The organism is Bacillus sp. NS1 (assembly GCF_058248265.1).
This window is the reverse complement of record NZ_JBZAZF010000003.1, coordinates 321393-344460: the sequence shown is the minus strand read 5'-3', so window position 1 is coordinate 344460 and position 23068 is coordinate 321393. Positions and strand designations below refer to the sequence as shown.

The following is a 23068-nucleotide window of genomic DNA, read 5'->3' as shown; positions in this document are numbered from 1 at the left end:
AGGTCACGTGCGGTGCCCATCTTTCTCATCAATAAATAACTCATCGTCAGTAAACGAACAAAATGAAATGTCTGAAGGATTCGCATATCCGTGTTTTTTTAATTTTTCAAGCAGCCAATGTTTGTCTTTGCCGATTCTGGACAGGTTTTCTGTTTGAATAGATCCGTCTATGATAAGCGGCATTTCGAGCTGCCGGTGCTCTCCGTTGTTTTCTTTCTTTACAACAGTCAGTTTGCCTGACGGCTCTAAAATGGCAAATGAAACATCAGCTACTCTGTCGATATTATTTTCTCTGAGCTGAACCATTAAATCATCAAAATTATAACGCTGTGATTTCATGGCGTCTTCGTCAATTTTCCCATATTTAATAATAATGGTCGGCTTTCCGTCAAGAAGCTGGCGGACTTTTCGGTTTTTTAAAGAAAAGTATGCGAAAGTCACTTGGATGATCATTAATACAAGCATTGGCAAAATGGTGTGGAATAGATGATCATCTACGTTTTCTATTGCTAAAACAGCAATTTCAGCCATCATGATAAAGACAACGAGATCTAAAATACTAAGCTCCCCGATCTCCCGTTTGCCCATGAAACGAAAAATGATCAATATCACAAAATACAATATGATTGTGCGAAACGTAATAGTGAGAAGCTCTTCCATCATGCACCTCCAACTCATCATAGGATGCAACAAAACGAACAATTTATGTAACGAAAACCTAACGTATTTCATAAAGCTTTTACGTCTAATTCATAGGATAGGGGAATACATTTTTACAAAGACGAGCCATCAGCATGTCTGGCGGCTTGGTTCAAAAAGAACAGAAGCCTTTTAATATAGGCAGAGAGGAGACATTCATGGAGGAAACAAAACAAGTTGGAAAAGGCATTCTTTACGGCTTAATCGCCATATTCTCAGCCATGCTCCTGACGAGTTTAGCCGTTTCTCTTTTACTGACGGCAACCTCGCTGGAAGAGTCATCATTCAACTGGCTGATCACAGCTGTATCATTTCTATCTTTATTCATCGGCGGGTTCATTTCTGGCGGGAAAGGGAAGGAAAGAGGCTGGATGATCGGGGCATTGACTGCCTTAAGCTTTTCTCTGATTATTTTATTGTTTCAGTATTTAGGATTCGGAAAGACATTTACAGCGGAGCAGCTGCTCTTTCATCTTGGATTTTTAGGGGTGTGCATGCTTGGCGGGATTTTCGGCGTGAACCTGAGGGGAAACAGGTCTTCCACATAAAAAAGAGCGGGTTCACCCGCTCTTTTTTGTTTGCTATGTATAGCTCCTGCTGTTATTCAGCAGCAGAAACTTCTCTGATCGCACGGCGGTCGAATGTAAGACGTGTGTTTTCACCAGTCTTAATTACGACTTTGCTTTCGTCGATAGAGTCAACAGTACCGTGCAATCCCCCGATTGTCACTACTGAATCGCCTTTTTTCAGTTCCTCCTGCATTCGGCGTACTGCCTTTTGCTGTTTTTGCTGAGGACGAATCAGCAAGAAGTATAGGACCGCAAACATTAAAATAATAGGAACCAATGTACCTAAAGTGCCAGTCATCATTTTCACCCCTTTCTGTAAGCCTGTTATTTATTTTTATTTAGAAGCTTTTCGCATTTGGCTTGTTGTAGCCGTAACGCTCAAAGAACTCTTCTCGGAAATCACCCAGACGATCCTCGCGAATAGCCTGTCTTACCTGCTCCATTAAGTGTAACAGAAAATGAAGGTTATGGTAAGTTGTTAATCGAAGGCCAAATGTTTCATTGCAGCGGATCAAGTGTCTGATATACGCGCGAGTGTAGTTTTTACATGTATAGCAATCACACTCTTTATCAATCGGACGGAAGTCTCTTTCAAATTTCGCATTTTTCATATTGAGACGGCCTTCAGCTGTAAACACTGTGCCGTTTCTTGCAATCCGGGTCGGCAGTACACAGTCAAACATGTCGACCCCGCGGATCGCTCCGTCAATCAGCGCGTCCGGAGAACCGACGCCCATCAGATATCTCGGTTTATCCTTCGGCAAAAGCGGTGTTGTAAACTCTAGTACACGGTTCATGACATCCTTCGGTTCACCGACAGATAATCCGCCTATAGCATATCCCGGAAAATCAAGGGAAATCAAGTCCTTCGCACTTTGCGTGCGCAGATCTTCATATTCTCCGCCTTGTACAATGCCAAACAGCCCTTGTTCATCCTGACGGTTGTGGGCATTCAGGCAGCGTTCCGCCCAGCGGCTTGTCCGTTCTACTGACCGCTTCATATAATCGTACTCTGCCGGATATGGCGGGCATTCGTCAAATGCCATCATAATATCAGAGCCGAGTGCGTTTTGGATCTCCATCGCTTTTTCCGGAGATAAAAACAGCTTGTCTCCATTTAAGTGATTGCGGAAATGAACGCCCTCTTCCTCTATATTACGAAACTTGCTTAGAGAAAAGACCTGAAAACCGCCTGAATCTGTTAAAATCGCGCGGTCCCAGTTCATAAATTTATGGAGCCCGCCCGCTTCTTTGACAATATCGTGACCCGGACGGAGCCATAGGTGATAAGTGTTGCTTAAAATGATGCCCGCATCCATTGCTTTCAGTTCTTCAGGTGACATTGTTTTGACTGTCGCCAGTGTGCCGACCGGCATAAAAACTGGTGTGTCAAAGGAGCCGTGAGGAGTATGCACTTTTCCCAGCCGCGCCCCTGTTTGTTTGCATTCTTTTATAAATTCATAGCGTATTGGTTGTTCAGCCACTTTTGGTGAGGCCTCCTGTTCTTAAATTATAGAATCAGCATCGCGTCTCCGAAGCTGAAGAAACGGTATTCCTCTTCCACTGCATGATGATAAGCGCGCAGAACGTTTTCTCTTCCCGCAAGCGCACTGACCAGCATAATCAATGACGATTTCGGCAAATGGAAGTTTGTGATCATTCCGTCAATGGCTTTAAATTCATAGCCCGGATAAATAAAAATAGATGTCCAGCCGCTTGATGCTTTAAATTTCCCGTCATGTTCCCCGGCAATCGTTTCAAGCGTGCGTGTCGATGTCGTGCCGACAGAAATAATCCGGCCGCCATTTTCCCTTACTTTGTTTAAGGCTGCAGCTGTTTCTTCTGACATTTGATAAAACTCTGCATGCATATTATGCTCTTCAACATCATCGGCACTCACAGGGCGAAACGTTCCAAGGCCTACGTGCAGAGTGATGAACTCAATCTGCACACCTTTGTCTTTCAATTGCTGCAAGATTTCTTCAGTGAAGTGAAGGCCAGCAGTAGGCGCGGCCGCAGAGCCGATTTCTTTAGAATACACGGTCTGGTAGCGCTCTCTGTCATCAAGCTGTTCTTTAATATATGGCGGGAGCGGCATCTCTCCAAGGGATTCCAGCACTTCGTAAAAAATACCGTCATACTGGAACTCCATTTTTCTGCCGCCATGCTCAAGTTCTTCCGTGCAGACAGCCTTCAATCTTCCGTCTCCAAATGTCACAACGGTTCCTTTTTTTACCCGTTTCGCCGGTTTGGCAAGTGTTTCCCACCTGTCACCAGCTTCCTGTTTCAGCAAAAGCAATTCCACTTTCGCGCCGGTATCCTCTTTTGTGCCGAATAGCCGCGCAGGCAGCACGCGGGTATTGTTTAGTACAAGACAATCTCCTTCTTTAAAGAAGCTGATAATGTGTTTAAACGAGCTGTCAGTCAGCTCTCCTGTATGTTTATCAAGCACCATCAGCCTTGAAGCATCACGCTGCTCCAACGGCACTTGTGCAATTAAACGTTCCGGTAGTTCAAAATCAAATAAATCGACTTTCATGAGATTTCACCTTTATTCTAGTCTTTTGTTATTTCATTCTTCCGAAAAGATTAAGCAAAATTGATAATACCACACTTATGATGATACAAGTGACAACCGGGAAGAAAAATGTAACATTCCCTCTTTTCACAAAAATATCTCCCGGCATCTTGCCGACAAAATGCAACACTGCTCCGATGATAAGCAAAACAGCACCAAGAATCATAATGATCTTAGGGAATTCAGTCATACCGGGGAGCCTCCATTTGGAAATGATGATAAACGGCCGGTGTCACGATCCTTCCCCGCGGCGTTCTTTGGATAAATCCGATTTGCAGGAGGTACGGTTCGTACACGTCCTCAATCGTATGCGGTTCTTCGCCGATCGTGGCTGAAATGGTATCAAGACCCACCGGGCCGCCGTTAAATTTTTCGATCATGCCCATCAGCAGCTTGTGATCAATATGATCCAAACCGAGACGGTCAACCTGCAGCCGCTCCAGCGCATCCTGCGAAATCTCTTCCGTGATCCGGCTGTCACCCAGCACCTGGGCGAAATCCCGGACCCTTCTCAGCAGGCGGTTCGCTACGCGGGGCGTCCCTCTCGATCTCCTCGCGATTTCGAGAGCAGACGGTTTATCGATTTCAACCTCGAATACATCAGCAGTTCTTGTGACAATGTCCGCCAGCTCTTCTTGCGTATAGTACTCAAGGCGCGACATTACGCCGAATCGATCTCTTAACGGCGCCGTCAAAAGCCCTACCCTTGTCGTGGCGCCTACCAGCGTAAAAGGCGGAAGATCAAGCCGGACCGAGCGGGCAGAAGGGCCTTTCCCAATCACTATATCCAGACAAAAGTCTTCCATTGCAGGATAAAGCACCTCTTCAATCGATCTGTGCAGTCTATGTATTTCATCAATAAATAACACATCTCCCGGCTCAAGCGCTGTTAATATGGCAGCCAAATCACCGGGTCTTTCAATCGCAGGCCCAGATGTCGTACGCAATTCAACTCCCATTTCATTGGCAACGATGGAAGCAAGCGTCGTTTTTCCAAGTCCGGGCGGCCCGTACAGAAGAACATGATCAAGCGTCTCCTGTCTCATTTTTGCCGCATCTATAAACACGCGCAAATTTTCTTTCACCTTATGCTGACCGATATACTGCGCCAAATTTTGCGGCCTCAGGCTTTGCTCTATCACTGATTCATGGTTGTCTGCTTCACTTGAGACGAGCCGTTCATCCATGAACATCACCTTACTTCAATAGTTTTTGTAATGCTTTTTTCACGTATTGGTCTGTTGTCAGCCCAATATCTTCTTTCAGGTGAGGAAGCACCTTTTTGATTTCTTTTTCAGCATATCCAAGAACCCTGAGGGCCTCAAGCGCTTCTTCGAGGGCCGTTTCTGCTGTTTGCTTTTCAAGCCTTTCTTCATGATTAAACAGATTTTCAATCATTTCAGGCACAACATCAGCGAGCTTTCCTTTTAAGTCAAGAATAATCTGACGTGCGGTTTTCTTTCCTACACCAGGAAACTTGACCAAAAAGGCTTCATCCTCATTTTCAATCGCTTGGATTACCGCTCCCGGATCACCCGAGCCCAAGATGGCGAGTGCGCCTTTCGGACCGATACCGGTCACGTTTAACAGTTTTGTAAAGAGCGCCTTCTCCTCTCTTGTTGAAAAACCGTAGAGCGAAAAAGCATCCTCTCTAATATGATGGTACGTAAAAATCGTTTCTTGGTTTCTCTCCTTATATATAAACGGATTCGGCGTGAAAATCTGATATCCAATGCCGCCGTTCTCTATCACAATATATTGGGGAGATACATAATCAATCGTCCCTTTAACAAATTCAATCACGCAATTCACCTCTTTGACTGTTCTTCATTGTACCATAAAAACAGCCAAAGTCTTATAGAAAAGTTAACATACGTTCGCTTCTCTCTCATTCTTCCACGAAAAAAAAGACATGAATACATGTCTTCAATCAGCGGACGTTACCCGCTGTATGTCTTTATGTGTTCTATGACATCCTCAAACTCCGCTTTTGTCCGAAATGGAATGCCTTTCAGCAGATTTTTTTGCATATGGCTTTCCAGCCTTTCTAGATCAATTTGAAAAAAAGACTGAATCGGTTCGGAAGCTGACTCAGGCCGGCCGTGAAAAGTGGAAATCACTCCATTATCCGATACACCGATATAACCGTTCACCTTACTGAGCGGAGAAATATCGTCCATTTGCTTTCGGAAGAGCACATATCCCTTTTTTTGTTCGACAAGCGTCCAGCCGGCATAAGTTGCCCAAAAATCATCCATAGAAAGCACTTTTTCACGTTTATGCTCAATGCTGACATCGCCGTCCAAATACACCTTCTCAAGCTGCACATGCACCTGCAGCGGTTCATAGTGCTCCACTTCCGCCCCAAGCGCGCGGGGAGAAGCAACTATCAGAAAAGCTGCGGCTGAGCAAAGAATGCCCAGCAAAAGATACGCCGTGCTAAATCGTTTCACCCTCTACACCTCTTTGCACACGTTTATGACTAGTTTGACCAAAGAGGCTACAGCTTAACCGTTCTCTCGAAATTTGTTTGCACGTTTTCTCTGACAAGCCGTTCCTCCGTATACACATCAGCGCTTTTCTCAGAAATGGTCAAGAATTGTGTCAGAAAAGCGCTGAAAAAATACAATGCCGCAAAGATCCATATGACACCGCCTGCACCGAGCGGTCCAATGAAAAGACTTACGATGCCCGGCGCGATAAACGCACATAAACCAGATCCCAGATTCAACACTGACATGGCAGCGCCTTTATTATCAGGTGCAAGCGTTGGCAAAAGCGCGCTTAATGGCACGTAGCCAGCCAATGCAGCACCGTAACAGCAGGCGATAATCATCAGCACCCAATACTGATGCCCGATCAACTGAGGCGTGTAGTAAAGCGCCAGCGTAAAAATACCGCACCCGACACCGCCAAACCACATCACGGTAGTGCGCCAGCCCAGTTTATCTCCGACTGCGCCAAAAATGATATTAAACACAATATTAACAAAAAACAGCGTCCCCCATATTTGCAGCCATTCCGAAACGGAATACCCGTAACGCGCTAGATAGGTCGGGAGAAAAATGGCAAATCCGAATTGTCCTAAGGCATTAATCGTCTTGACAACTCCGCCAATGCCGACTTTAGGATTTTCAAACATAATTGTAAACGCCTTCGACAGTTCTTTCCATTTTGGCTGATCTTGTTTTTGTACCTGTGTAAATTTATCTTTGTTAAAAAATAGGGCGAGGAGTCCGCCTGCTGCTACAAACAGTAAAGCGCTCCAAAGCGTATTGATTTCTCCAAAGGCCGGAACCGCATAGCTGGAATAGAACGGACCGAGCACGCTAAGGCCGCAGGTAAACATAAACCAAAACCAGCCGACGGCCTTTCCAAGAAGCTTTTGAGAGGTGCTGTATGACACCCACACAAGAAAAGAGTACGCAAACAGCGGATATCCCAAGCCTCTAAGTGCATAGCTGCCTAAGAGAGCCGGATAATGCATATGAGGAATCGCCCAGCCGATAAAAGCGACTGAACCGAGGATAAATGCAAGCAAGCCGACAGTCATCGTTTTTCTCGGCCCCCAAGTTTGGACAAACGTGCCTGAAAGCCAAGCCGAAATGGTGACAGCAATGCCGTATATGGTAAAAAGCGATGCGGATTGCTGCATGCTGAGACCATGATCAACGAGAAAAGGAGACAGCCAGCCTTGTTCGAGCCCGTCTCCAATCATAAAGATGACAACGCCAATATAACCCCAAACCATGTGAGAAGGAATTCCGATTTTATTCAAAACATTTCCTTTAGCATGTGCTGTATTCATTTTCTCCACCGCCTACTTTTTTTCTAAAGTATCAATGGAGGTTCTATACCCAAGCTTACTGAATTGTAATCCTGTTTAATCAAAAAGCGACTTTTTCAGTATGCTCAATACTGACAGGCATGCCAAAAGCAAGCGATTGCTGTGCCGCTCTGGCAATCCGTTCCGCCTGAAAACCGTCATTGCCGGTGCAAGCAGTTTCCCGGTTGGTGTCGATCGCTTCTGCAAACCGAAGAATCTCCTCCTCATACGCATCCTTATAGCGTTCAAGGAAAAAGAAATGCGGTTTATCCTTCATCACAAAATCAGCAGTTGACACTTCGACCGTCGTCGGCCTGCTGTTGTCCGCTGCTGCAGAGCCTTTCGTCCCAAAAACCTCGACCCGCTGGTCATATCCGTACACAGCTTGGCGGCTGTTGTCAATCACAGCCATGGCACCGTTTTCAAAAGTCAGTGTAATGACAGCCGTATCAATATCACCCAGCTCAGCAAAAGAAGGATTCACCAAAGCTGCCCCTTTTGCATACACTTCGGTCACTTCGCTTCCCATAATATACCTGGCCATATCAAAGTCTTGGATCGACATATCCATAAACAAGCCGCCTGAAGTACGTACATAATCTATATTCGGGGGCTCTGGGTCCCGCGACGTGATTTTTAATAAATGAGGCGTACCGATTTCACCATTTTCAACAATTGTTTTGATTTTCTTAAAATGAGGATCAAAACGGCGGTTGAATCCGACTTGGAGTGCAACCCCGTGTTTCCGGACGGCCGCAAGCGCTTCTTTTGTTTCATTCAGAGAGAAACTGACGGGCTTCTCACAAAAAATATGCTTTTTCGCCTCGGCTGCTTCTCTGATCATCTGTGCATGTACGGCTGTCGGTGAGCAAATAAAAACAGCGTCAATATCCGGGTCGTGTAATAAATCGCGATAATCAGAGGTTATGTATTCAATCTGGTGACTGTCAGCCCAGCTTTTTATACGGCTTGCCTGAATATCAGAGACTGCTTTTATTTTCATATGAGGAATCCGGCGTATATTTTGAACATGAAGTTTGCCGATGCGCCCTGCACCGATAATCCCTGTCACAATCTGTTTTGTCATGGCTTGTTCCCCCTTGAACATTCACGAAAGCGCTTTATTTTAAATTAATACTATCCCATTTGTAAGCGCTTTTCAAGAATGGAAATGATCGCTCTATGTCTCTTTTATCACAATTAATGCTTATAGGTAGCCTTCTTCTTCAAGACCAGATACACTAGAATTAGGCTCTTTTTCCTGAACAGTTTATGATTTTCCTATAAACAACTGCATAAAATAGAGCAAAGAAGGTGAATGAAATGCTGACAAAAGCAGAGGCACTGGCCCATTCAGTCATATACCGCAAGAACAGCAGATTTGATAAAGTCAAAGAAAAACCTGAGGAATTAACACTAATCGGCAAGGGAAGAAGCGCCTATGTGTTTGCTTTAACAGAAGGCGATCGAAAAATGGCGCTGAAAGTATTTTTTCCGGAGTATCAAGCGACAGCCGTCAAAGAAGCCGCGATCTATGAAAAATTAGCTGGTTCCGCTTTCTATCCTGACATTTATGAAACTGGTGATTCATTTATTCTTATGGAATATATTAAAGGCGAAACCTTTTATAACTGCCTAAAGAAAGGCATTGCGATCAGTGATGGCATGATTCAGCAAGTTGAAGAAGCACTTTCTGACGCCCGTAAAGCCGGCTTGAATCCGTCAGACATTCATTTGCGCAATCTGATTCTGACAGAATCCGGGGCAGTGCGGGTGATTGATGTTGCAAGATTCGAACAGACAAAAACGTGCACCCAGTGGGACGATTTAAAATCAGCGTATCATGCACTCTACAAAAAACCGATATTCCCCAAAAAGATTCCGGGTTTTTGGCTGGAGATCATCGCATTTTTATATAAGAAAGATTGGTTCCAAAGGCATTTCGCACAGCGGAAAAGAAAATATTCTTAAATCAAAAAGGCAGCCGCACACGCGGCTGCCTTCATCCATATATATTTACTTTCTGATGGCAGAAATCAGCTTCATTTGTTGAGGCGACAGCTTAATTCGATAGCCTCTCACAGTTAAGTAGACCGCTTCTGAGCCTTTCTCGCTGGAATGACAATACGTTTTTTCCATCTCTGTCTCCCCTCACCCTTTATTTTATTTCATCATACCACCGCTTTATTGAGTGAATTTTAAGGAAATGTAAAGATAGTATGAACCTGCTATATGGTGCAACGCTGAAAAGCGCAGCGTAATCAATACGCGGCGTTTTTTCTTTTTCCCTTCCTCTTCTTATTGATACTTACCGGTCATATAATGTGACAGATCGATTGTAGAAATAGTTCGATTAGCCCAAAATATTTTTATACATGTAATCGAAATGAAGTGAGGAGGAAGCTTGATGGCAGATTTTGTTACTAGTTTAAACGAGGTCTTATGGAGTACCCCCGTTATTTATATTTTATTGGGAATTGGATTAATTTTTTCTATTTTGACCCGCTTTTTACAAGTCAGACATTTGAAAGAAATGATTGTTTTGATGTTCAAAGGAAAGAGCTCTGAAGCCGGTGTCTCTTCTTTTCAAGCGTTATCGATTGCACTGTCCGGACGAGTGGGGACAGGAAACATTGCGGGTGTGGCGACAGCAATTGCATTCGGCGGACCCGGTGCGGTGTTCTGGATGTGGGCGATTGCCTTTATCGGTGCGGCGAGCGCCTTTGTTGAGTCAACTCTTGCCCAAATTTACAAAGTGAAACAAGGCGGACAATATCGGGGTGGCCCGGCTTATTATATAGAAAAAGGCTTAGGCATTAAGTGGTTTGCCGTCTTATTTGCCGCAGCCGCCCTCATTTCAATGGCCCTTCTGATGCCGGGCGTGCAGTCCAACTCCATTGCGGCTGGCGTCAAAAATGCATTCGGCATCTCTCCTGCCATTACAGGCTGTGTTCTCGTTTTATTATTAGGGTTCATTATTTTTGGCGGCGTCAAACGAATTGCCAGTGCCGCGCAAATGATTGTTCCGTTTATGGCCATTGGCTATATCCTGCTGTCTTTGATCATTATTGCCATGAATGTTTCTGAATTGCCTGCTGTGATCTCATTGATTTTCAAAAGCGCTTTTGCTTTAGATTCCGCTTTTGGCGGCCTGATCGGCATGGCGATTTCCTGGGGGGTCAAACGAGGCATTTACTCAAACGAAGCCGGACAGGGAACAGGCCCCCATCCAGCAGCCGCTGCAGAAGTTTCTCATCCGGTCAAGCAGGGGCTGGTTCAGGCATTTTCTGTTTATATCGACACGCTATTTGTATGTTCCGCTACAGCTTTCATGATCTTGTTTACCGGCATGTACAATACCCAGGCTGCAGATGGTTCCTTTATCGTTCATCAACTTAAAGGCGTAGAGGCGGGGCCCGGTTTCACTCAAGCGGCCATTGACAACGTTCTTCCCGGATTCGGTGCAGGCTTTGTTGCCATCGCTTTATTCTTCTTCGCATTTACAACAATTATGGCGTATTACTATATCGCAGAAACAAATATCGCCTATTTAGCCCTAGGCAGAGAAAGCAAATGGGCAATGCTTGTCTTAAAAGTGATTATTTTAGCCGCGACGTTCTATGGAACTGTGAAAACCGCTTCTCTTGCTTGGGCATTAGGCGATGCAGGACTTGGCATTATGGTATGGCTGAACGTCATTGCGATTGTGCTGCTTGCCAAACCGGCGCTTCTCGCGTTAAAGGATTACGAGCGCCAAAGGAAGCAGGGCTTAGACCCGGTCTTTGATCCGAAAGCGCTAGGCATTAAAAACGCTGAATTCTGGGAGAAAGAATACACACGGGAAAATGAGCGTGTCTCTTGAATATAAAAAAACCGGCCCGATATGACATCGTGCCGGTTTTTTATAAGCGATAATTGGTATACACTTCTTGGACATCATCGTCACCCTCAAGGATGTCGATCAATTTTTCCAGCTTCTCAACAGCCTGATCATCGGCATCTGCATAGGTTTTCGGAAGCATGGTCACCTCTGCCGAAGAAATTGGATAATTCGATTCGAGAGCTGTTTTTACCTCTTCAAAACGCTCGGGCTCTGTTATTACCTCATATTGGTCTTCCTCAGTCTGCAGCTCTTCTCCCCCTGCTTCCAGCACATCAAGCATGAGCTCATCTTCTTCTATTTGCCGTTCTGTACGGTCGATTGCAATGAATCCCTTCCGTTCAAATAAAAAGGCTACACATCCGCTTTCTCCCAGACTTCCGCCATTTTTATTAAATGCTGTCCGCACATTTGACGCCGTTCGGTTTTTGTTATCTGTTACACATTCAACCATCACGGCAATCCCTGATGGGCCGTAGCCTTCATAGGTGATTTCCTCATAGCTGCTTCCATCCAGGCTCCCCGCTGCTTTTTTAATGGCACGGTCTATATTGTCATTCGGCATATTGGCGCCTTTTGCTTTTTCGATGACAAGACGCAATGCTGAATTTGCTTCTGGATCAGCTCCACCTTCTTTCGCTGCCACATAGATTTCTTTCGCAAGCTTCATAAATATTTTCCCGCGCTTTGCATCCTGCGCATTTTTTCTTTTTTGTATGTTTTTCCACTTAGAATGGCCTGCCATGTTTTCACCTTCTTTTTACGAATTTTCTATGTACACTTTAATCTGTATTGTTCACTGATGCAAAGAAAAAGGCTGCCGAATATCACTTCCGGCAGCCTTTCATCCTTAGCGAGCGTTCATTTTATGAAGTCTTGTGAACAGCCCTTTATCTGTGGACACTTGAACGTCACGGCCATTCGCATAGTTGCGTGCGGCTTTTGCGACATTATCCCTGTCGGACTTTGTGAAATCGCTGTGGCTTCTGACGGCGACGACTACTCGGTCGTCCGTTACCATCACTTGTGTGTCATTAACATTTTTCACTTGCTTCACACGGTTGGCAATTTTAGCTGCCAGTCTTCTGTTTTCTTGGTTGTCATATCCGTTGTTCGTCGCGTTTCGATTCATGTTTCTGTTATTCGTGTTGTTATATGTTCCGTCAGTTGCCAAAGGAACGCGGTCGTCAGCAGTAACACGGTCACGACGGTCATTTACATTCGTGGTGTTTCGGTTACCGTCGTTTTGGTCCTCCATTAATTCAGTAACAGGTCCGTCATTGTCGACAATTCCTTCTCCCTGTCTGTCAGCGTCATTTTCATTTGTATAATATCCGATTGGACGGGTATTGCCGTTATTGCGCGTATCATTCATAGCATTATCGTTTGCTCCGCATGCTGTTAAGCCGGCTGTCATTAAAATCAAGCTAGCGATCATCACTTTTTTACCCAATGGAAAAACCCCCCGTAGACAAATTGAGCATGTTTGCTCGTTTTTATCATGTGCGTCCGAGGGGCATGTTAAGCGTGTCAGTTCTGTCCATTTGGCGGTAATCTGCGCCGAAACAAAAAAAGGAACGATTTACATCGTTCCGAACAATCACTCATTTTCTTCTTCCGGCCGGCCAAACATTTGGTTTACAGAAGGCTGATTCGCCATTGGCATAGAAACTCCGGCCGCATATGGATTTGGATTCGCTCCGCCGTAAGGCATATTAGGGGTTCCATAAGCTCCGAGTCCCGAATAGCCAGGTGCGGAAAAATATGGCTGATGATCATCGTCACAGCCGCAGTCGTCATGGCCTTTGTACGGCATGTATCCTGGGGCCGCTGCCGGCTGGTATGCACCCATCACTTGTGGAGTGCCATAAGGGCCATACGGCATATGTCCATACGGAGATCCATAAGCCGGAGATGCGTATTGAGGCGCTCCGTATGAACCGAAATGTCCGTGATGGCTGTTTTCATGATGCTGGTTTTCATACTGACCCGGATCATACTGAGGCGACACAAAGCTTGGCTGGTATCCATGCTGCGGATACATTGGGTAAGCATGTGGAAAGTACGGGTAGCATAATCCTGACCCTGGAAGAATTGGTGAAACAGGAACCGGACATGGCACGAAATGAGCCGGATAATGATGGAAAGGCTGAACAGCCGGCATATTCGGGACTGTATGATGAACGTTTTCTTCTTCCATACCGCCTACCTCTGGCGCCTTTGGCATATTAGGCATATTCGGATAATTTGCATTTTCCATATTACTCATAGCCTCCTGTTGTGGAAATTGATCTTGGTCTTGCATGTGATACATATGATCCATATTTCCGTCATGATGTTTTTTCGGCTCCTCCGGTTTAGGAGGCGACCAAGGCTGGAAAAGCTGTTTCATATCATAATAATCGTTCACATCAGCTTCGGGATACACATTTTCCTGCAGATTAGGCATCGGCGGGACATACGGCATAGACTTCTTTTCTTTCGGCTTTGTGTCTTCTACGTCGACAACGGATTTAGGCTTCTCTTTCGCATATGGATGATCTTGCTTCACACTCCCGGCCGCCGGACTTTTGCCCGCTTTTGGCTCTTTTCTGACCGGGACACCTTCAGACGGCACTTTTATTTTCATTCCAGGCATGATTAAGTCTGGATTGCTGAGCTGTGTATTAAGCTTCTTCACTTCCTCAATATCAACTCCGTACTTTTCAGCTATTTTCAAGAGCGAATCGCCTTTTTGAACGATATGGATTTTCAACGTTTTCCCCTCCTATGCAAAACGTGAACAGTTCAGCTGTGATTACAATATGTTTCTTCACAACATATGCCTGAACAAAAGAAGTTATGAGTACAGGAGGGGAAATATTTCTGATTTACGTGATCGAAAGCATTCGATTCAGGGCAAGGAGGGCATCTTGCTGAATGGCTTTTGGCACCTTGATCACGCCTGAAGGTTCTCCTTTTTCTATTTGTTCCAAAGACCACAGTAAATGCGGCAAATCGATTCGATTCATTGTCAGACACGGGCACATATCAGGATTGAGTGATTCGATTTGTTTATCAGGGTGATCGTGAATGATCCGCTGGACAAGATTCATTTCTGTTCCGATTGCCCACTTGCTTCCCGCCGGAGCCTGGTTGATTGTATCGATAATATATTTTGTTGATCCGCTGTCGTCACTTAGCATCACGACTTCATGTGAGCATTCCGGATGCACAATGATCCGAATGTCAGGATCACGGTCCCTTACATCTTGGATATTTTTCGCGGTGAATTTTTCGTGAACAGAGCAATGCCCTTTCCACAAAATTACTTTCACATTCTTATGATCAAATTCAGTCACTAATTCATCTTTCATCGGATCCCACACAGCCATATCCTCAAGTGCGATACCCAGATCATATGCCGTATTTCTCCCTAAATGCTGATCAGGCAAAAATAAAATTCGTTTTTTCTGTGTAAACGCCCACTCAAGCACTTTTTTCGCATTCGAAGAAGTTACAGTCGCTCCGCCATGCTTACCGACGAAAGCCTTGATCTCCGCAGTGGAGTTCACATAAGTTAAAGGTATGATCGTATCTCCAAATATATGCTGAAGCTTCTCCCACGCCCTATTGGTCTGCTGCATGTCAGCCATGTCGGCCATAGAACATCCTGCTCTCATATCAGGCAGGATGACTGTTTGTTCTTCTCCTGTCAGCATATCAGCGGTCTCTGCCATAAAGTGCACGCCGCAAAAAACAATATAATCCGCTTCTTTGTTTTTTTCCGCAATTTGGGCCAGCTGCAGGGAATCGCCTGTTTGGTCAGCAAATTGTATCACTTCATCTTTTTGATAATGATGGCCTGGTATAAAGAGCCTGCTGCCGAACTTTTTCTTAATGGCTGCAACACGCGTTTCCATGTCCTTTCTCGATATTTCTTTATAACCTTCAGGCATCATATCATTCGATTGTTTTATCATATCAAGAATTGACATAACGGCATTCCTCCACAGATTCATTTGATAATGTAACATCCATACTGATATCTAAACTTTTGACGGAATGAGTCAGAAACCCTAATGAAATATAATTCACGCCCGTCCCTTTAAAAGCAGCCAAAGATTCTAACGTAATCCCGCCCGAAGCTTCAGTTTTTATATGGTTCGGTGTGAGATTCGCAAAATGACAGACCTTATCAGGCGGGCAATTGTCAAACATAATAACATCTGCGCCTGCTTCAATTGCTTCCCGGAGCTGTTCCTCCGTTTCAATTTCCACCTCAATATTTACCATATGGCCGACGGCCTGACGCGCTTTTTGGCATGCTTCTAAAATAGAGCCGCATGCTGCAATATGATTGTCTTTAATCATGACGCCGTCATACAAGCCGAATCGATGATTATACCCGCCACCCGCTCTGACAGCATACTTTTCCAGCATTCTCAGCCCCGGTGTTGTTTTTCTCGTGTCACAAATTTTAATCTGTTCATCATCCAGCCTACGAACAGCCTCCCTTGTCATCGTCGCAATTCCTGACAGCCTCTGAATAAGATTTAATACGACCCGCTCTCCCGAAAGAAGCGCTGCCGCAGGACCGCGTAATACGGCAATCACTTCACCTTTTCGCAAAATGTCCCCATCTGTTTTGTGTAAAATGGTTTGAACATTTTCATCTAATAAAGTAAAGCCTTCTTTTATCACTGCAGCTCCAGCAAAGATGCCGTCTGACTTTGCAACAATCTCCGCTGCACAGCTCTGTTCTCCAAAGATAGACTGTGATGTAAGATCCCCCATGCCTATATCCTCAAGAAAAAAGTGATTCAGCAATTTTTTCAGCTGTAAATGATTCATTTTTCCAAATCCCCTCGTTTTTTCTAATCTTCGTTCCTTTTTTTGTATGGACAATTTGTCTTCCTTGCCAGCGCACATCAGCTTGAGGAAAATCGGTGCGGAAGTGAGCCCCTCTGCTTTCCTCCCGCAAAAGCGCAGAAGATGTCATCAGCTTTGCCGCCTGCCATAAATGAGAAAGCTCCAGCTGAGGTATTGTGATATCCTTCACATTCACTTCCTGAAAAGGCAGCATATGAAGCCAGTTGCTCAGCTCAATCAGACTGCCTTGTTTCCTCAATATAGACATGTGGCTTGTCATTCTGCTTTGCAATTCATACAGCTCTGTATTCGGCACCTCGTAGGTTACGCTGATTTCTGATAATGATTGATATTGCCTGTTATAAACCGGTTTTTGCATAATATGCTCAGCTGCTCTTTTTCCAAACACCAGCGCCTCCAATAAGGAATTGCTCGCAAGCCGATTTGCTCCATGTAAACCGGTACATGCGGTCTCGCCAATTGCATAAAGACCCGGCACTGTCGTTTCCCCCCAGTGATTAACTGAAACACCTCCCATTAAGAAGTGCATACCCGGGGCAACAGGTATTTTTCCGTTTTGGAGATCAACTCCTGCTTTTTCACAAATAGCGGTGATGGTAGGGAAACGTGCTTCGAAATCAGAAATCGCACTGCAGTCGATATAAACGCGGTTTCCTTTTACCATTTCTTCATGAATAACCCGTGAGACAATATCCCTTGGAGCCAAGTCACCTAAAGAATGCCGTCCAGCCATAATCCGGCGGCCGTTTTCGTCTACTAAATATCCGCCTTCCCCTCTGACAGCTTCTGAAACAAGGCCGCATGTAACACCGTTTTTCACAAGTAGTGTCGGGTGAAACTGAGTAAACTCTAAATCAGTTAATTCCGCTCCGGCCCGGTAAGCTAAAGAAAGGCCGTCACCTGTGACAGATGGATCATTCGTATGATGAAGAAACAGGCTGCCGCAGCCGCCAGCCGCCAGCACAACTTCATCCGCGTGTCTTACCTTGATCTGTCCCTGGCTGTCTTTTGTCATGACGCCGATACAGCGCCCATTCTCAACAAGCAAATCAGCTGCTGTTTCATGCTCGATTAACTCGATTTTGCTGTCGATCTGTTTCAGCAAATAATCAACAAGCAGTCTGCCGGTTGCGTCTCCGCCCGCATGGAAAATGCGGTTGTATGAGTGGGCTCCTTCTCTGCCAAGACAAACATCGCCCTGTTCATTGCAGTCGAATGGAAATTCACTCTCCAATAGGCTTTGAATCATGATTTTTCCATCATGTAAAACGTCTGCTGCAATAGCTAGATCGTTATGTCCGCATCCTGCATATAACGTATCCTCCAGATGGGCTTCAATCGAGTCACCTTTTGCATACGCCGCAGCAATCCCGCCTTGCGCATAGACAGAGTTGCTATTTTTGACGCTTTTTTTTGTGATGACAGTCACTTTGTATGAGGGCGGGAAAGCTGACGCTAAAGAAAGTGCCGCCGCCCCTGAACCGATGACTGCAATCGTCTTTTTAGACATATGCCACCCTCCTGTCGTTTACACCTGTCTTGACACCTATATTTACACAAGGATAAAATAAACTCAAGAGTTTTTTATGGAGAACGGATGGAGGAAGACCAGATGATTTATTTAGATTATGCAGCGACAACGCCTATTTGCGAGGAAGCCCTTAACGTATATCAGAAGCTCAGCATGGATATGTACGGAAATGCCAGCAGCCTGCATGATGCGGGAGGAAAAGCAAAGCACATACTGGAGTACTGCCGTGAAAAAATCGCCGACATCATTGGCGGAGAAGCAAACGGCATCTATTTTACAAGCGGCGGCACTGAATCCAATTTTCTAGCCATTCAATCATTACTAAACGGCCTGCCAAATACAAAAAGACATTTCATTACGACTGCCATGGAACATCAGTCCATTCATAGCTGTGCTGCTTTTCTAAAACAGCATGGATTTGATGTAACGATCATTGAACCGAATGAATATGGACTTATTACCGAGGAAATATTAGCAGCTCATATCCGGCCGGAAACAGGCCTGGTATCTATTCAGCATGCCAACTCTGAAACTGGGATCATTCAGCCTATTCAACGCCTGTCTTCATACCTGCACAAAAGGGGTATTCTTCTTCATTGCGACGCTGTTCAAACATTCGGGAAAATCCCGATCAATACAAAAGAGCTGGGGGTGGATGCACTCTCAGTGTCCAGCCATAAAGTCCACGGTCCTAAAGGAGTGGGTGCGGTCTATATTCACCCAGGTGTCCCTTGGAAACCCGTTTACCCTCTCATTACTCACGAACACGGATTCAGAGCCGGCACCGTGAATGTCCCCGGAATCGGTGCCTTTACTGCCGCTGCAGAGCTGATCATAAACGAAATGGATAAACAGATATCCCGCAATAAGACATTAAGAACACACTTTTTAGAGCAAATCAGCATTCGGTCTCTCCCTGTAACCCTTGTGGCAGACCCTGTACAAACGGAATGTCTTCCGCATATTATCGGGTGTTTTTTTCACTCATTTGAAGGACAATATGTTATGTTAGAATGTAATCGAAGTAATATTTGCATTTCAACGGGCAGCGCTTGTTCTGCAGGTTATCACGGTCCGTCTGCAACGATGAAGGCATTAAGAAAAACAGAAAAAGAAGCTCTGCAATTTATCCGCATCTCTTTTGGAAGGCATACAACAGCTGAACAGCTGGATAAGTTATTACATACGTTTACAGCGCTTTGGGAGCAAAAGAAAGGAGAATTTAATATTGACCGAAGAACTAAAGCTTATGGGCGCCAACAGGCGTGACCAGCTTCTTCTGTGGCTGAAGGAATCTGCATCACCGCTGACAGGAGGGGAACTCGCAAAAAAAGCGAACGTTTCAAGACAAGTAATTGTTCAGGATATTTCGCTCTTGAAAGCGAAAAATGAACCGATCATCGCCACAAGCCAAGGATATGTATACATGGATGCAGCCGCTCAGCAGCACCAGCAGGCAGAAAGAATCATAGCTTGTCTGCACGATCCTGAACGGACAGAAGAGGAACTGCAGCTCATCGTGGACGAAGGTGTTACAGTAAAAGACGTAAAAATCGAGCATCCCGTATACGGAGATTTAACTGCAGCCATCCAAGTAGGCACCCGGAAGGAAGTTAGCAATTTCATAAAAAAAATTAATTCTACGAACGCTGCCTATTTATCACAGCTGACTGACGGCGTGCATCTCCATACACTGACAGCACCTGATGAACACCGCATCGATCAGGCCTGCCAGGCACTCGAGGCAGTCGGTATTTTAATTAAAGACTAAAAAAAGCCCTTTATTGGGCTTTTTTTATAATTGGTAGGACTGATATGCACCAAGAAGTTTCACTTTGCAGCCCAGTGCTTCGAGCTCCTGCATGGCACCTGGAATCAATACCTCATCAAACGCTTTCTCAATATCAATAATAAAGAAATAATGGCCCAATCCGGTCTTAGTCGGACGTGACTCAATTTTTGACAAGTTTAAGTTTCTCCAAGAAAAAGCAGACAGCACTCTGTGCAGCGCCCCTGATTCATCCTGAGGTAGCATTACCATTAGGGTTGTTTTGGGCCTTGAACTCAATTTGGAATTCACTTCAAAAGATATGTTTTCATCAGGAGCCAGGATAACAAATCTCGTATGATTGTCCCTATAATCCTGTATATCTCGTTTCACGATTTTTAATTCGTATGTAGAAGCTGCCATGTCATTGGCAATGACACCGATATTCAGCTCAGGATGGTCACTGACAAATTTTGCTGCCGCCCCAGTTGAATTGGCGTATTCATATGGAACAGAAGGAAATTGGCGATGGAGAAATTTATGACATTGCGCAATCGCATGTGAGTGCGAGTAAATTTTGTCGAGCTCTTTCCATGCATTCTCTCTGGAAGGATGGACAAGCAAGTGCTGATGAATCGGCAATGTCATTTCACCCACGATTGGCAAGGGCTGTTCATGTATTAAATAGTCTATCGTTAAATTTACTGATCCTTCTAATGCATTCTCTAAAGGAACAAAAGCGAAATCAACTTCGCCTGCAACTGCCGCATCTATGCACTCCGGTATGGTTCGGTAAGCAACATGTTCGGCGCCGTTTTGAAAACAAGAACTGACTGCTAGATGTGTGAATGTAGCTGCTGGACCTAAGTAACCGACTTTCATGACAATATTCTCTCCCTTATGCACCTGAACCTAATATTTCAACCTTTTCTACAAAATCAAACTTCCTGAGCTTATTCATTAACGTATGAATGTCCTCTTCCATGGCAGACGTGCTGATAGACAGTGTCACATTTGCTCTGCCCTGAAGCGGAATGGTCTGGTGAATGGAAAGAACGTTGCTTCCAGAATCCGCTACCGCCTGCAGGAGCTGGGATAACGCACCTGACCTATCCTCCAAATGAAAGAAAAGTGTGATAATTTGCTCTTTAACCATAGTGTAGAACGGAAAAACAGCATCTCTGTATTTATAAAACGCACTTCTGCTTAAATCGACCTTTTGAACGGCATCTGCCACTGAATCTGCTTTTTTTCGGTCAAGCAGCTTTTTGACTTCCAATGTTTTTCTCATCGCATCGGGCAATACATCTTCACGGACAAGATAAAATGTCTCCTCTTTCATTTGCATCCCCCCTTTAAAATAGAGAGCCTGACATCCAGGCTCTCCTTTTTGCCATCATTAATCAATAAATTCAAATTCGAATTCCAGAAGCCTGATAATATCTCCATCCTTGGCTCCGCGTTCTCTGAGTGCTTCATCAACACCCATTCCGCGCATTTGTCTTGCAAACCGTTTAACCGATTCATCACGTGAGAAATCAGTCATCTTGAAGAGCCGCTCAAGGCTGTCTCCTGAAAGCACAAATACACCGTCTGGATCGCGTGTAATGTCAAATGGCACTTCTTCATTTTCAATCGTGTACATAACGCGGTTTTGTGTAAGCTCTTCCTCGTCATACAGCGGGAATTCCGGCGTGTTCTCCAGCTGATTGGCGACTTCAAACAGAAGCTCACGAAGGCCTTCTCTTGTCACCGCACTGATCGGGAATACCGGGTAATCATCCGTCAGCTTTTCTTTAAAGGCTTCAAGATTTTCCGCAGCCTGCGGCATGTCCATTTTATTTGCAACAATAATTTGCGGACGCTCCGTGAGACGCAGATTGTACTCGCTCAGTTCCTGGTTAATCGTCACATAATCCTCATACGGATCGCGGCCTTCCAAGCCAGACATGTCAATAACGTGAACAATAACCCGCGTCCGTTCAATATGGCGCAAAAACTGGTGGCCAAGTCCGACGCCTTGGTGTGCGCCTTCAATCAGCCCCGGCAAATCGGCCATAACAAAGCTGCGTCCATCATCCGTTTCAACCATGCCGAGATTCGGGACAAGCGTTGTAAAGTGATAGTCCGCAATTTTCGGCTTTGCAGATGAGACAACAGACAGCAAAGTGGATTTTCCAACACTCGGGAACCCGACAAGTCCGACATCTGCAAGCACTTTTAATTCAAGAACAACATAGCGTTCTTTTCCCGGTTCGCCGTTTTCTGAAAGCTGAGGCGCGGGATTAGCCGGTGTAGCAAAGCGGGAATTCCCTCTTCCGCCTCTTCCGCCCCTTGCGATGACAGCCTGCTGCCCGTGCTCTGTTAAATCAGCGATGACCTGCTTTGTATCATCGTCTGTCACAACAGTGCCTGGCGGAACTTTAATGACCATATCATCAGCATTTCGCCCGTGCTGGTTTTTGGACATGCCATGCTCGCCGCGAATCGCTTTAAAGTGTTTTTTGTATCTAAAGTCCATCAAGGTACGGAGACCTTCGTCCACTTCAAAAACGACGTCTCCTCCCTTTCCTCCGTCACCGCCGGCAGGGCCGCCTTTCGGCACATATTTTTCACGGCGAAACGCAACCATCCCGTTGCCTCCGTCGCCGCCTTTTACATATACTTTGACCTGATCTACAAACATAATGTCCTCCGTTCTAAACCGTTAAAAACTCCGCTAGTCCAACCCAATTTCAATCAGACATTCGTGACTTGTGATCTCAAAACGCAAGATATCAACGTCCTCATATCCATTCTGCCGAATATCATCAAAAGCAGATGGATCGGCAAAGGCGCCGTGAAAATCAAGGTACAGAATCAGCTTTCTGTCAGGATGATCCGTTTGCAGCGAAACCGTTAAATGATTTTCGCTCTCTCTGCTGACTGCTTGATCAAACAGATAAAACAGCTTTCTCATCAGTTTCGCCAGCATTTGATCATAAGCCGACAAATCCTTAATTTCTCCAAGAACTTCATATTCAAGCGTCATATAATGAGTTTTCCAATTAAACGTAAGAAAATCAAACGCCAAATGCGGTGTTTTCAGGTTTGAGAGCTTTGATTCGTGCTTTGCGTCTATAACCATTTCTTCAATCATTTCAAAGACGCGGTCATACTTCTGCAAGCTTAAGTTTCCTTTAATCAGCTGCAGCTTATTCATCCAATCATGCCGGGAATGGCCGAGCAGATGAATCAGTTCGTTTGTTAATGCCGTGTCGCTTATATTTTCTTCTTGATTTTTTGAAACATCCTTCATTTTCGCACTCCCAATCATTTAATTTCTTATTTAGGAGTCTGTATAAG

26 protein-coding genes are annotated in these 23068 nt (G+C 45.0%); 5 read left to right on the top strand and 21 right to left on the bottom strand.

Features of this window, described 5'->3' with window-relative positions; translation table 11 throughout:
* Positions 1–3: 3 nt before the first annotated feature.
* Positions 4–660 carry a DUF421 domain-containing protein gene (locus AC4CV5_RS12140; protein WP_166854617.1) on the bottom strand — a complete coding sequence of 219 codons (657 nt, stop codon included), beginning with the start codon at positions 658–660 and terminating at the stop codon, positions 4–6.
* Between the two features lie 197 nt (positions 661–857).
* Here AC4CV5_RS12140 and AC4CV5_RS12135 point away from each other — a divergent pair, with 197 nt between their 5' ends.
* On the top strand, positions 858–1247 hold the full coding sequence (locus AC4CV5_RS12135) for a TIGR04086 family membrane protein (RefSeq protein WP_166850161.1): 390 nt from the start codon (positions 858–860) through the stop codon (positions 1245–1247).
* Between the two features lie 52 nt (positions 1248–1299).
* On the opposite strand, the gene yajC is transcribed toward AC4CV5_RS12135, so the two are convergent.
* From yajC to iolG, 9 genes are all read right to left on the bottom strand, one after another.
* Positions 1300–1566: a preprotein translocase subunit YajC gene (gene yajC, locus AC4CV5_RS12130; RefSeq protein WP_003222677.1), complete on the bottom strand. Its 267-nt coding sequence runs from the start codon at positions 1564–1566 to the stop codon at positions 1300–1302.
* Positions 1567–1606: 40 nt separating this feature from the next.
* On the bottom strand, positions 1607–2752 hold the full coding sequence (tgt, locus tag AC4CV5_RS12125) for a tRNA guanosine(34) transglycosylase Tgt (protein ID WP_490922877.1): 1146 nt from the start codon (positions 2750–2752) through the stop codon (positions 1607–1609).
* A 26-nt stretch (positions 2753–2778) separates the two neighbouring features.
* Positions 2779–3807, bottom strand: coding sequence for a tRNA preQ1(34) S-adenosylmethionine ribosyltransferase-isomerase QueA (gene queA / locus AC4CV5_RS12120; RefSeq protein WP_166850157.1), 1029 nt, complete (start codon positions 3805–3807; stop codon positions 2779–2781).
* A gap of 28 nt (positions 3808–3835) precedes the next feature.
* Positions 3836–4036, bottom strand: a complete 201-nt coding sequence (locus AC4CV5_RS12115; protein ID WP_166850155.1) for a DUF2905 domain-containing protein — start codon at positions 4034–4036, stop codon at positions 3836–3838.
* On the bottom strand, positions 4029–5033 hold the full coding sequence (gene ruvB, locus AC4CV5_RS12110; RefSeq protein WP_019259052.1) for a Holliday junction branch migration DNA helicase RuvB: 1005 nt from the start codon (positions 5031–5033) through the stop codon (positions 4029–4031). Before ruvB ends, AC4CV5_RS12115 begins: the two co-directional genes overlap by 8 nt.
* A gap of 10 nt (positions 5034–5043) precedes the next feature.
* Positions 5044–5649 (bottom strand): Holliday junction branch migration protein RuvA, encoded by a 606-nt coding sequence (ruvA, locus tag AC4CV5_RS12105; protein WP_166850153.1) that lies wholly within the window; start codon positions 5647–5649, stop codon positions 5044–5046.
* A 137-nt stretch (positions 5650–5786) separates the two neighbouring features.
* A complete protein-coding gene (gene bofC, locus AC4CV5_RS12100) occupies positions 5787–6299 on the bottom strand; it encodes a sporulation cell-cell signaling protein BofC (RefSeq protein ID WP_166850151.1) in 513 nt (170 codons plus the stop codon).
* Between the two features lie 47 nt (positions 6300–6346).
* A complete protein-coding gene (locus AC4CV5_RS12095; RefSeq protein WP_222143260.1) occupies positions 6347–7654 on the bottom strand; it encodes an MFS transporter in 1308 nt (435 codons plus the stop codon).
* 79 nt (positions 7655–7733) lie between these two features.
* Positions 7734–8759: an inositol 2-dehydrogenase gene (gene iolG / locus AC4CV5_RS12090; RefSeq protein ID WP_490922874.1), complete on the bottom strand. Its 1026-nt coding sequence runs from the start codon at positions 8757–8759 to the stop codon at positions 7734–7736.
* 236 nt (positions 8760–8995) lie between these two features.
* Between iolG and AC4CV5_RS12085 the strand changes: the two genes are divergently transcribed.
* Entirely contained in the window at positions 8996–9643 is a 648-nt protein-coding gene (locus AC4CV5_RS12085; protein WP_490922873.1) for a phosphotransferase, read from the top strand.
* 45 nt (positions 9644–9688) lie between these two features.
* Here AC4CV5_RS12085 and AC4CV5_RS12080 read toward each other — a convergent pair whose 3' ends face one another.
* On the bottom strand, positions 9689–9811 hold the full coding sequence (locus tag AC4CV5_RS12080) for a hypothetical protein (protein ID WP_222143262.1): 123 nt from the start codon (positions 9809–9811) through the stop codon (positions 9689–9691).
* 268 nt (positions 9812–10079) lie between these two features.
* Here AC4CV5_RS12080 and AC4CV5_RS12075 point away from each other — a divergent pair, with 268 nt between their 5' ends.
* Entirely contained in the window at positions 10080–11534 is a 1455-nt protein-coding gene (locus tag AC4CV5_RS12075; RefSeq protein WP_490922871.1) for an alanine/glycine:cation symporter family protein, read from the top strand.
* Between the two features lie 40 nt (positions 11535–11574).
* Here the strand turns inward: AC4CV5_RS12075 and AC4CV5_RS12070 are convergent, their stop codons facing one another.
* The 6 genes from AC4CV5_RS12070 to nadB form a co-directional block, all read right to left on the bottom strand.
* Complete coding sequence (locus tag AC4CV5_RS12070; RefSeq protein WP_166850140.1) at positions 11575–12297, bottom strand: YebC/PmpR family DNA-binding transcriptional regulator; 723 nt, start codon at positions 12295–12297, stop codon at positions 11575–11577.
* Positions 12298–12402: 105 nt separating this feature from the next.
* Positions 12403–13005 carry a spore germination protein SgpA gene (gene sgpA, locus AC4CV5_RS12065; RefSeq protein ID WP_166850137.1) on the bottom strand — a complete coding sequence of 201 codons (603 nt, stop codon included), beginning with the start codon at positions 13003–13005 and terminating at the stop codon, positions 12403–12405.
* A 147-nt stretch (positions 13006–13152) separates the two neighbouring features.
* Positions 13153–14307 carry a spore coat assembly protein SafA gene (safA, locus tag AC4CV5_RS12060; RefSeq protein ID WP_166850133.1) on the bottom strand — a complete coding sequence of 385 codons (1155 nt, stop codon included), beginning with the start codon at positions 14305–14307 and terminating at the stop codon, positions 13153–13155.
* A gap of 115 nt (positions 14308–14422) precedes the next feature.
* Positions 14423–15529: a quinolinate synthase NadA gene (gene nadA, locus AC4CV5_RS12055; RefSeq protein WP_490922869.1), complete on the bottom strand. Its 1107-nt coding sequence runs from the start codon at positions 15527–15529 to the stop codon at positions 14423–14425.
* Positions 15516–16385, bottom strand: a complete 870-nt coding sequence (nadC, locus tag AC4CV5_RS12050; RefSeq protein WP_222143265.1) for a carboxylating nicotinate-nucleotide diphosphorylase — start codon at positions 16383–16385, stop codon at positions 15516–15518. The genes nadA and nadC overlap by 14 nt, the downstream gene beginning before the upstream one ends.
* On the bottom strand, positions 16339–17934 hold the full coding sequence (nadB, locus tag AC4CV5_RS12045) for an L-aspartate oxidase (RefSeq protein ID WP_222143266.1): 1596 nt from the start codon (positions 17932–17934) through the stop codon (positions 16339–16341). Before nadB ends, nadC begins: the two co-directional genes overlap by 47 nt.
* A gap of 102 nt (positions 17935–18036) precedes the next feature.
* On the opposite strand from nadB, the gene AC4CV5_RS12040 reads away from it, so the two are divergent.
* Together AC4CV5_RS12040 and AC4CV5_RS12035 are read left to right on the top strand one after the other, a co-directional pair.
* Positions 18037–19224, top strand: a complete 1188-nt coding sequence (locus AC4CV5_RS12040; protein WP_222143267.1) for an IscS subfamily cysteine desulfurase — start codon at positions 18037–18039, stop codon at positions 19222–19224.
* Positions 19184–19726, top strand: coding sequence for a transcription repressor NadR (locus AC4CV5_RS12035; protein WP_166850118.1), 543 nt, complete (start codon positions 19184–19186; stop codon positions 19724–19726). The genes AC4CV5_RS12040 and AC4CV5_RS12035 overlap by 41 nt, the downstream gene beginning before the upstream one ends.
* 24 nt (positions 19727–19750) lie before the next feature.
* Here the strand turns inward: AC4CV5_RS12035 and pheA are convergent, their stop codons facing one another.
* From pheA to spo0B, 4 genes are read right to left on the bottom strand one after another with little or no spacing between them, the layout of a single operon-like run.
* On the bottom strand, positions 19751–20605 hold the full coding sequence (gene pheA / locus AC4CV5_RS12030) for a prephenate dehydratase (protein ID WP_166850114.1): 855 nt from the start codon (positions 20603–20605) through the stop codon (positions 19751–19753).
* 16 nt (positions 20606–20621) lie between these two features.
* Positions 20622–21065, bottom strand: a complete 444-nt coding sequence (thrR, locus tag AC4CV5_RS12025; protein WP_003222630.1) for a transcriptional regulator ThrR — start codon at positions 21063–21065, stop codon at positions 20622–20624.
* Positions 21066–21122: 57 nt separating this feature from the next.
* The gene (gene obgE / locus AC4CV5_RS12020; RefSeq protein ID WP_166850111.1) at positions 21123–22409 is read right to left on the bottom strand and encodes a GTPase ObgE; all 1287 of its coding nucleotides are present in this window, start codon (positions 22407–22409) and stop codon (positions 21123–21125) included.
* 33 nt (positions 22410–22442) lie between these two features.
* Positions 22443–23021, bottom strand: a complete 579-nt coding sequence (spo0B, locus tag AC4CV5_RS12015) for a sporulation initiation phosphotransferase Sop0B (protein ID WP_166850108.1) — start codon at positions 23019–23021, stop codon at positions 22443–22445.
* Positions 23022–23068: the final 47 nt, after the last annotated feature.

Excerpts from the sequence above, each read along its gene's own strand:
- pheA (WP_166850114.1), bottom strand. The coding sequence starts at position 20,605 with ATGAAAGTCGGTTACTTAGGTCCAGCAGCTACATTCACACATCTAGCA.
- AC4CV5_RS12140 (WP_166854617.1), bottom strand. The coding sequence starts at position 660 with ATGGAAGAGCTTCTCACTATTACGTTTCGCACAATCATATTGTATTTT.
- queA (WP_166850157.1), bottom strand. The coding sequence starts at position 3,807 with ATGAAAGTCGATTTATTTGATTTTGAACTACCGGAACGTTTAATTGCA.
- AC4CV5_RS12070 (WP_166850140.1), bottom strand. The coding sequence starts at position 12,297 with ATGGCAGGCCATTCTAAGTGGAAAAACATACAAAAAAGAAAAAATGCG.
- AC4CV5_RS12095 (WP_222143260.1), bottom strand. The coding sequence starts at position 7,654 with ATGAATACAGCACATGCTAAAGGAAATGTTTTGAATAAAATCGGAATT.
- obgE (WP_166850111.1), bottom strand. The coding sequence starts at position 22,409 with ATGTTTGTAGATCAGGTCAAAGTATATGTAAAAGGCGGCGACGGAGGC.
- spo0B (WP_166850108.1), bottom strand. The coding sequence starts at position 23,021 with ATGAAGGATGTTTCAAAAAATCAAGAAGAAAATATAAGCGACACGGCA.
- iolG (WP_490922874.1), bottom strand. The coding sequence starts at position 8,759 with ATGACAAAACAGATTGTGACAGGGATTATCGGTGCAGGGCGCATCGGC.
- AC4CV5_RS12135 (WP_166850161.1), top strand. The coding sequence starts at position 858 with ATGGAGGAAACAAAACAAGTTGGAAAAGGCATTCTTTACGGCTTAATC.
- AC4CV5_RS12040 (WP_222143267.1), top strand. The coding sequence starts at position 18,037 with ATGATTTATTTAGATTATGCAGCGACAACGCCTATTTGCGAGGAAGCC.
- yajC (WP_003222677.1), bottom strand. The coding sequence starts at position 1,566 with ATGACTGGCACTTTAGGTACATTGGTTCCTATTATTTTAATGTTTGCG.
- AC4CV5_RS12085 (WP_490922873.1), top strand. The coding sequence starts at position 8,996 with ATGCTGACAAAAGCAGAGGCACTGGCCCATTCAGTCATATACCGCAAG.
- AC4CV5_RS12115 (WP_166850155.1), bottom strand. The coding sequence starts at position 4,036 with ATGACTGAATTCCCTAAGATCATTATGATTCTTGGTGCTGTTTTGCTT.
- nadC (WP_222143265.1), bottom strand. The coding sequence starts at position 16,385 with ATGAATCATTTACAGCTGAAAAAATTGCTGAATCACTTTTTTCTTGAG.
- AC4CV5_RS12080 (WP_222143262.1), bottom strand. The coding sequence starts at position 9,811 with ATGGAAAAAACGTATTGTCATTCCAGCGAGAAAGGCTCAGAAGCGGTC.
- nadA (WP_490922869.1), bottom strand. The coding sequence starts at position 15,529 with ATGTCAATTCTTGATATGATAAAACAATCGAATGATATGATGCCTGAA.
- nadB (WP_222143266.1), bottom strand. The coding sequence starts at position 17,934 with ATGTCTAAAAAGACGATTGCAGTCATCGGTTCAGGGGCGGCGGCACTT.
- AC4CV5_RS12075 (WP_490922871.1), top strand. The coding sequence starts at position 10,080 with ATGGCAGATTTTGTTACTAGTTTAAACGAGGTCTTATGGAGTACCCCC.
- ruvB (WP_019259052.1), bottom strand. The coding sequence starts at position 5,033 with ATGGATGAACGGCTCGTCTCAAGTGAAGCAGACAACCATGAATCAGTG.
- thrR (WP_003222630.1), bottom strand. The coding sequence starts at position 21,065 with ATGAAAGAGGAGACATTTTATCTTGTCCGTGAAGATGTATTGCCCGAT.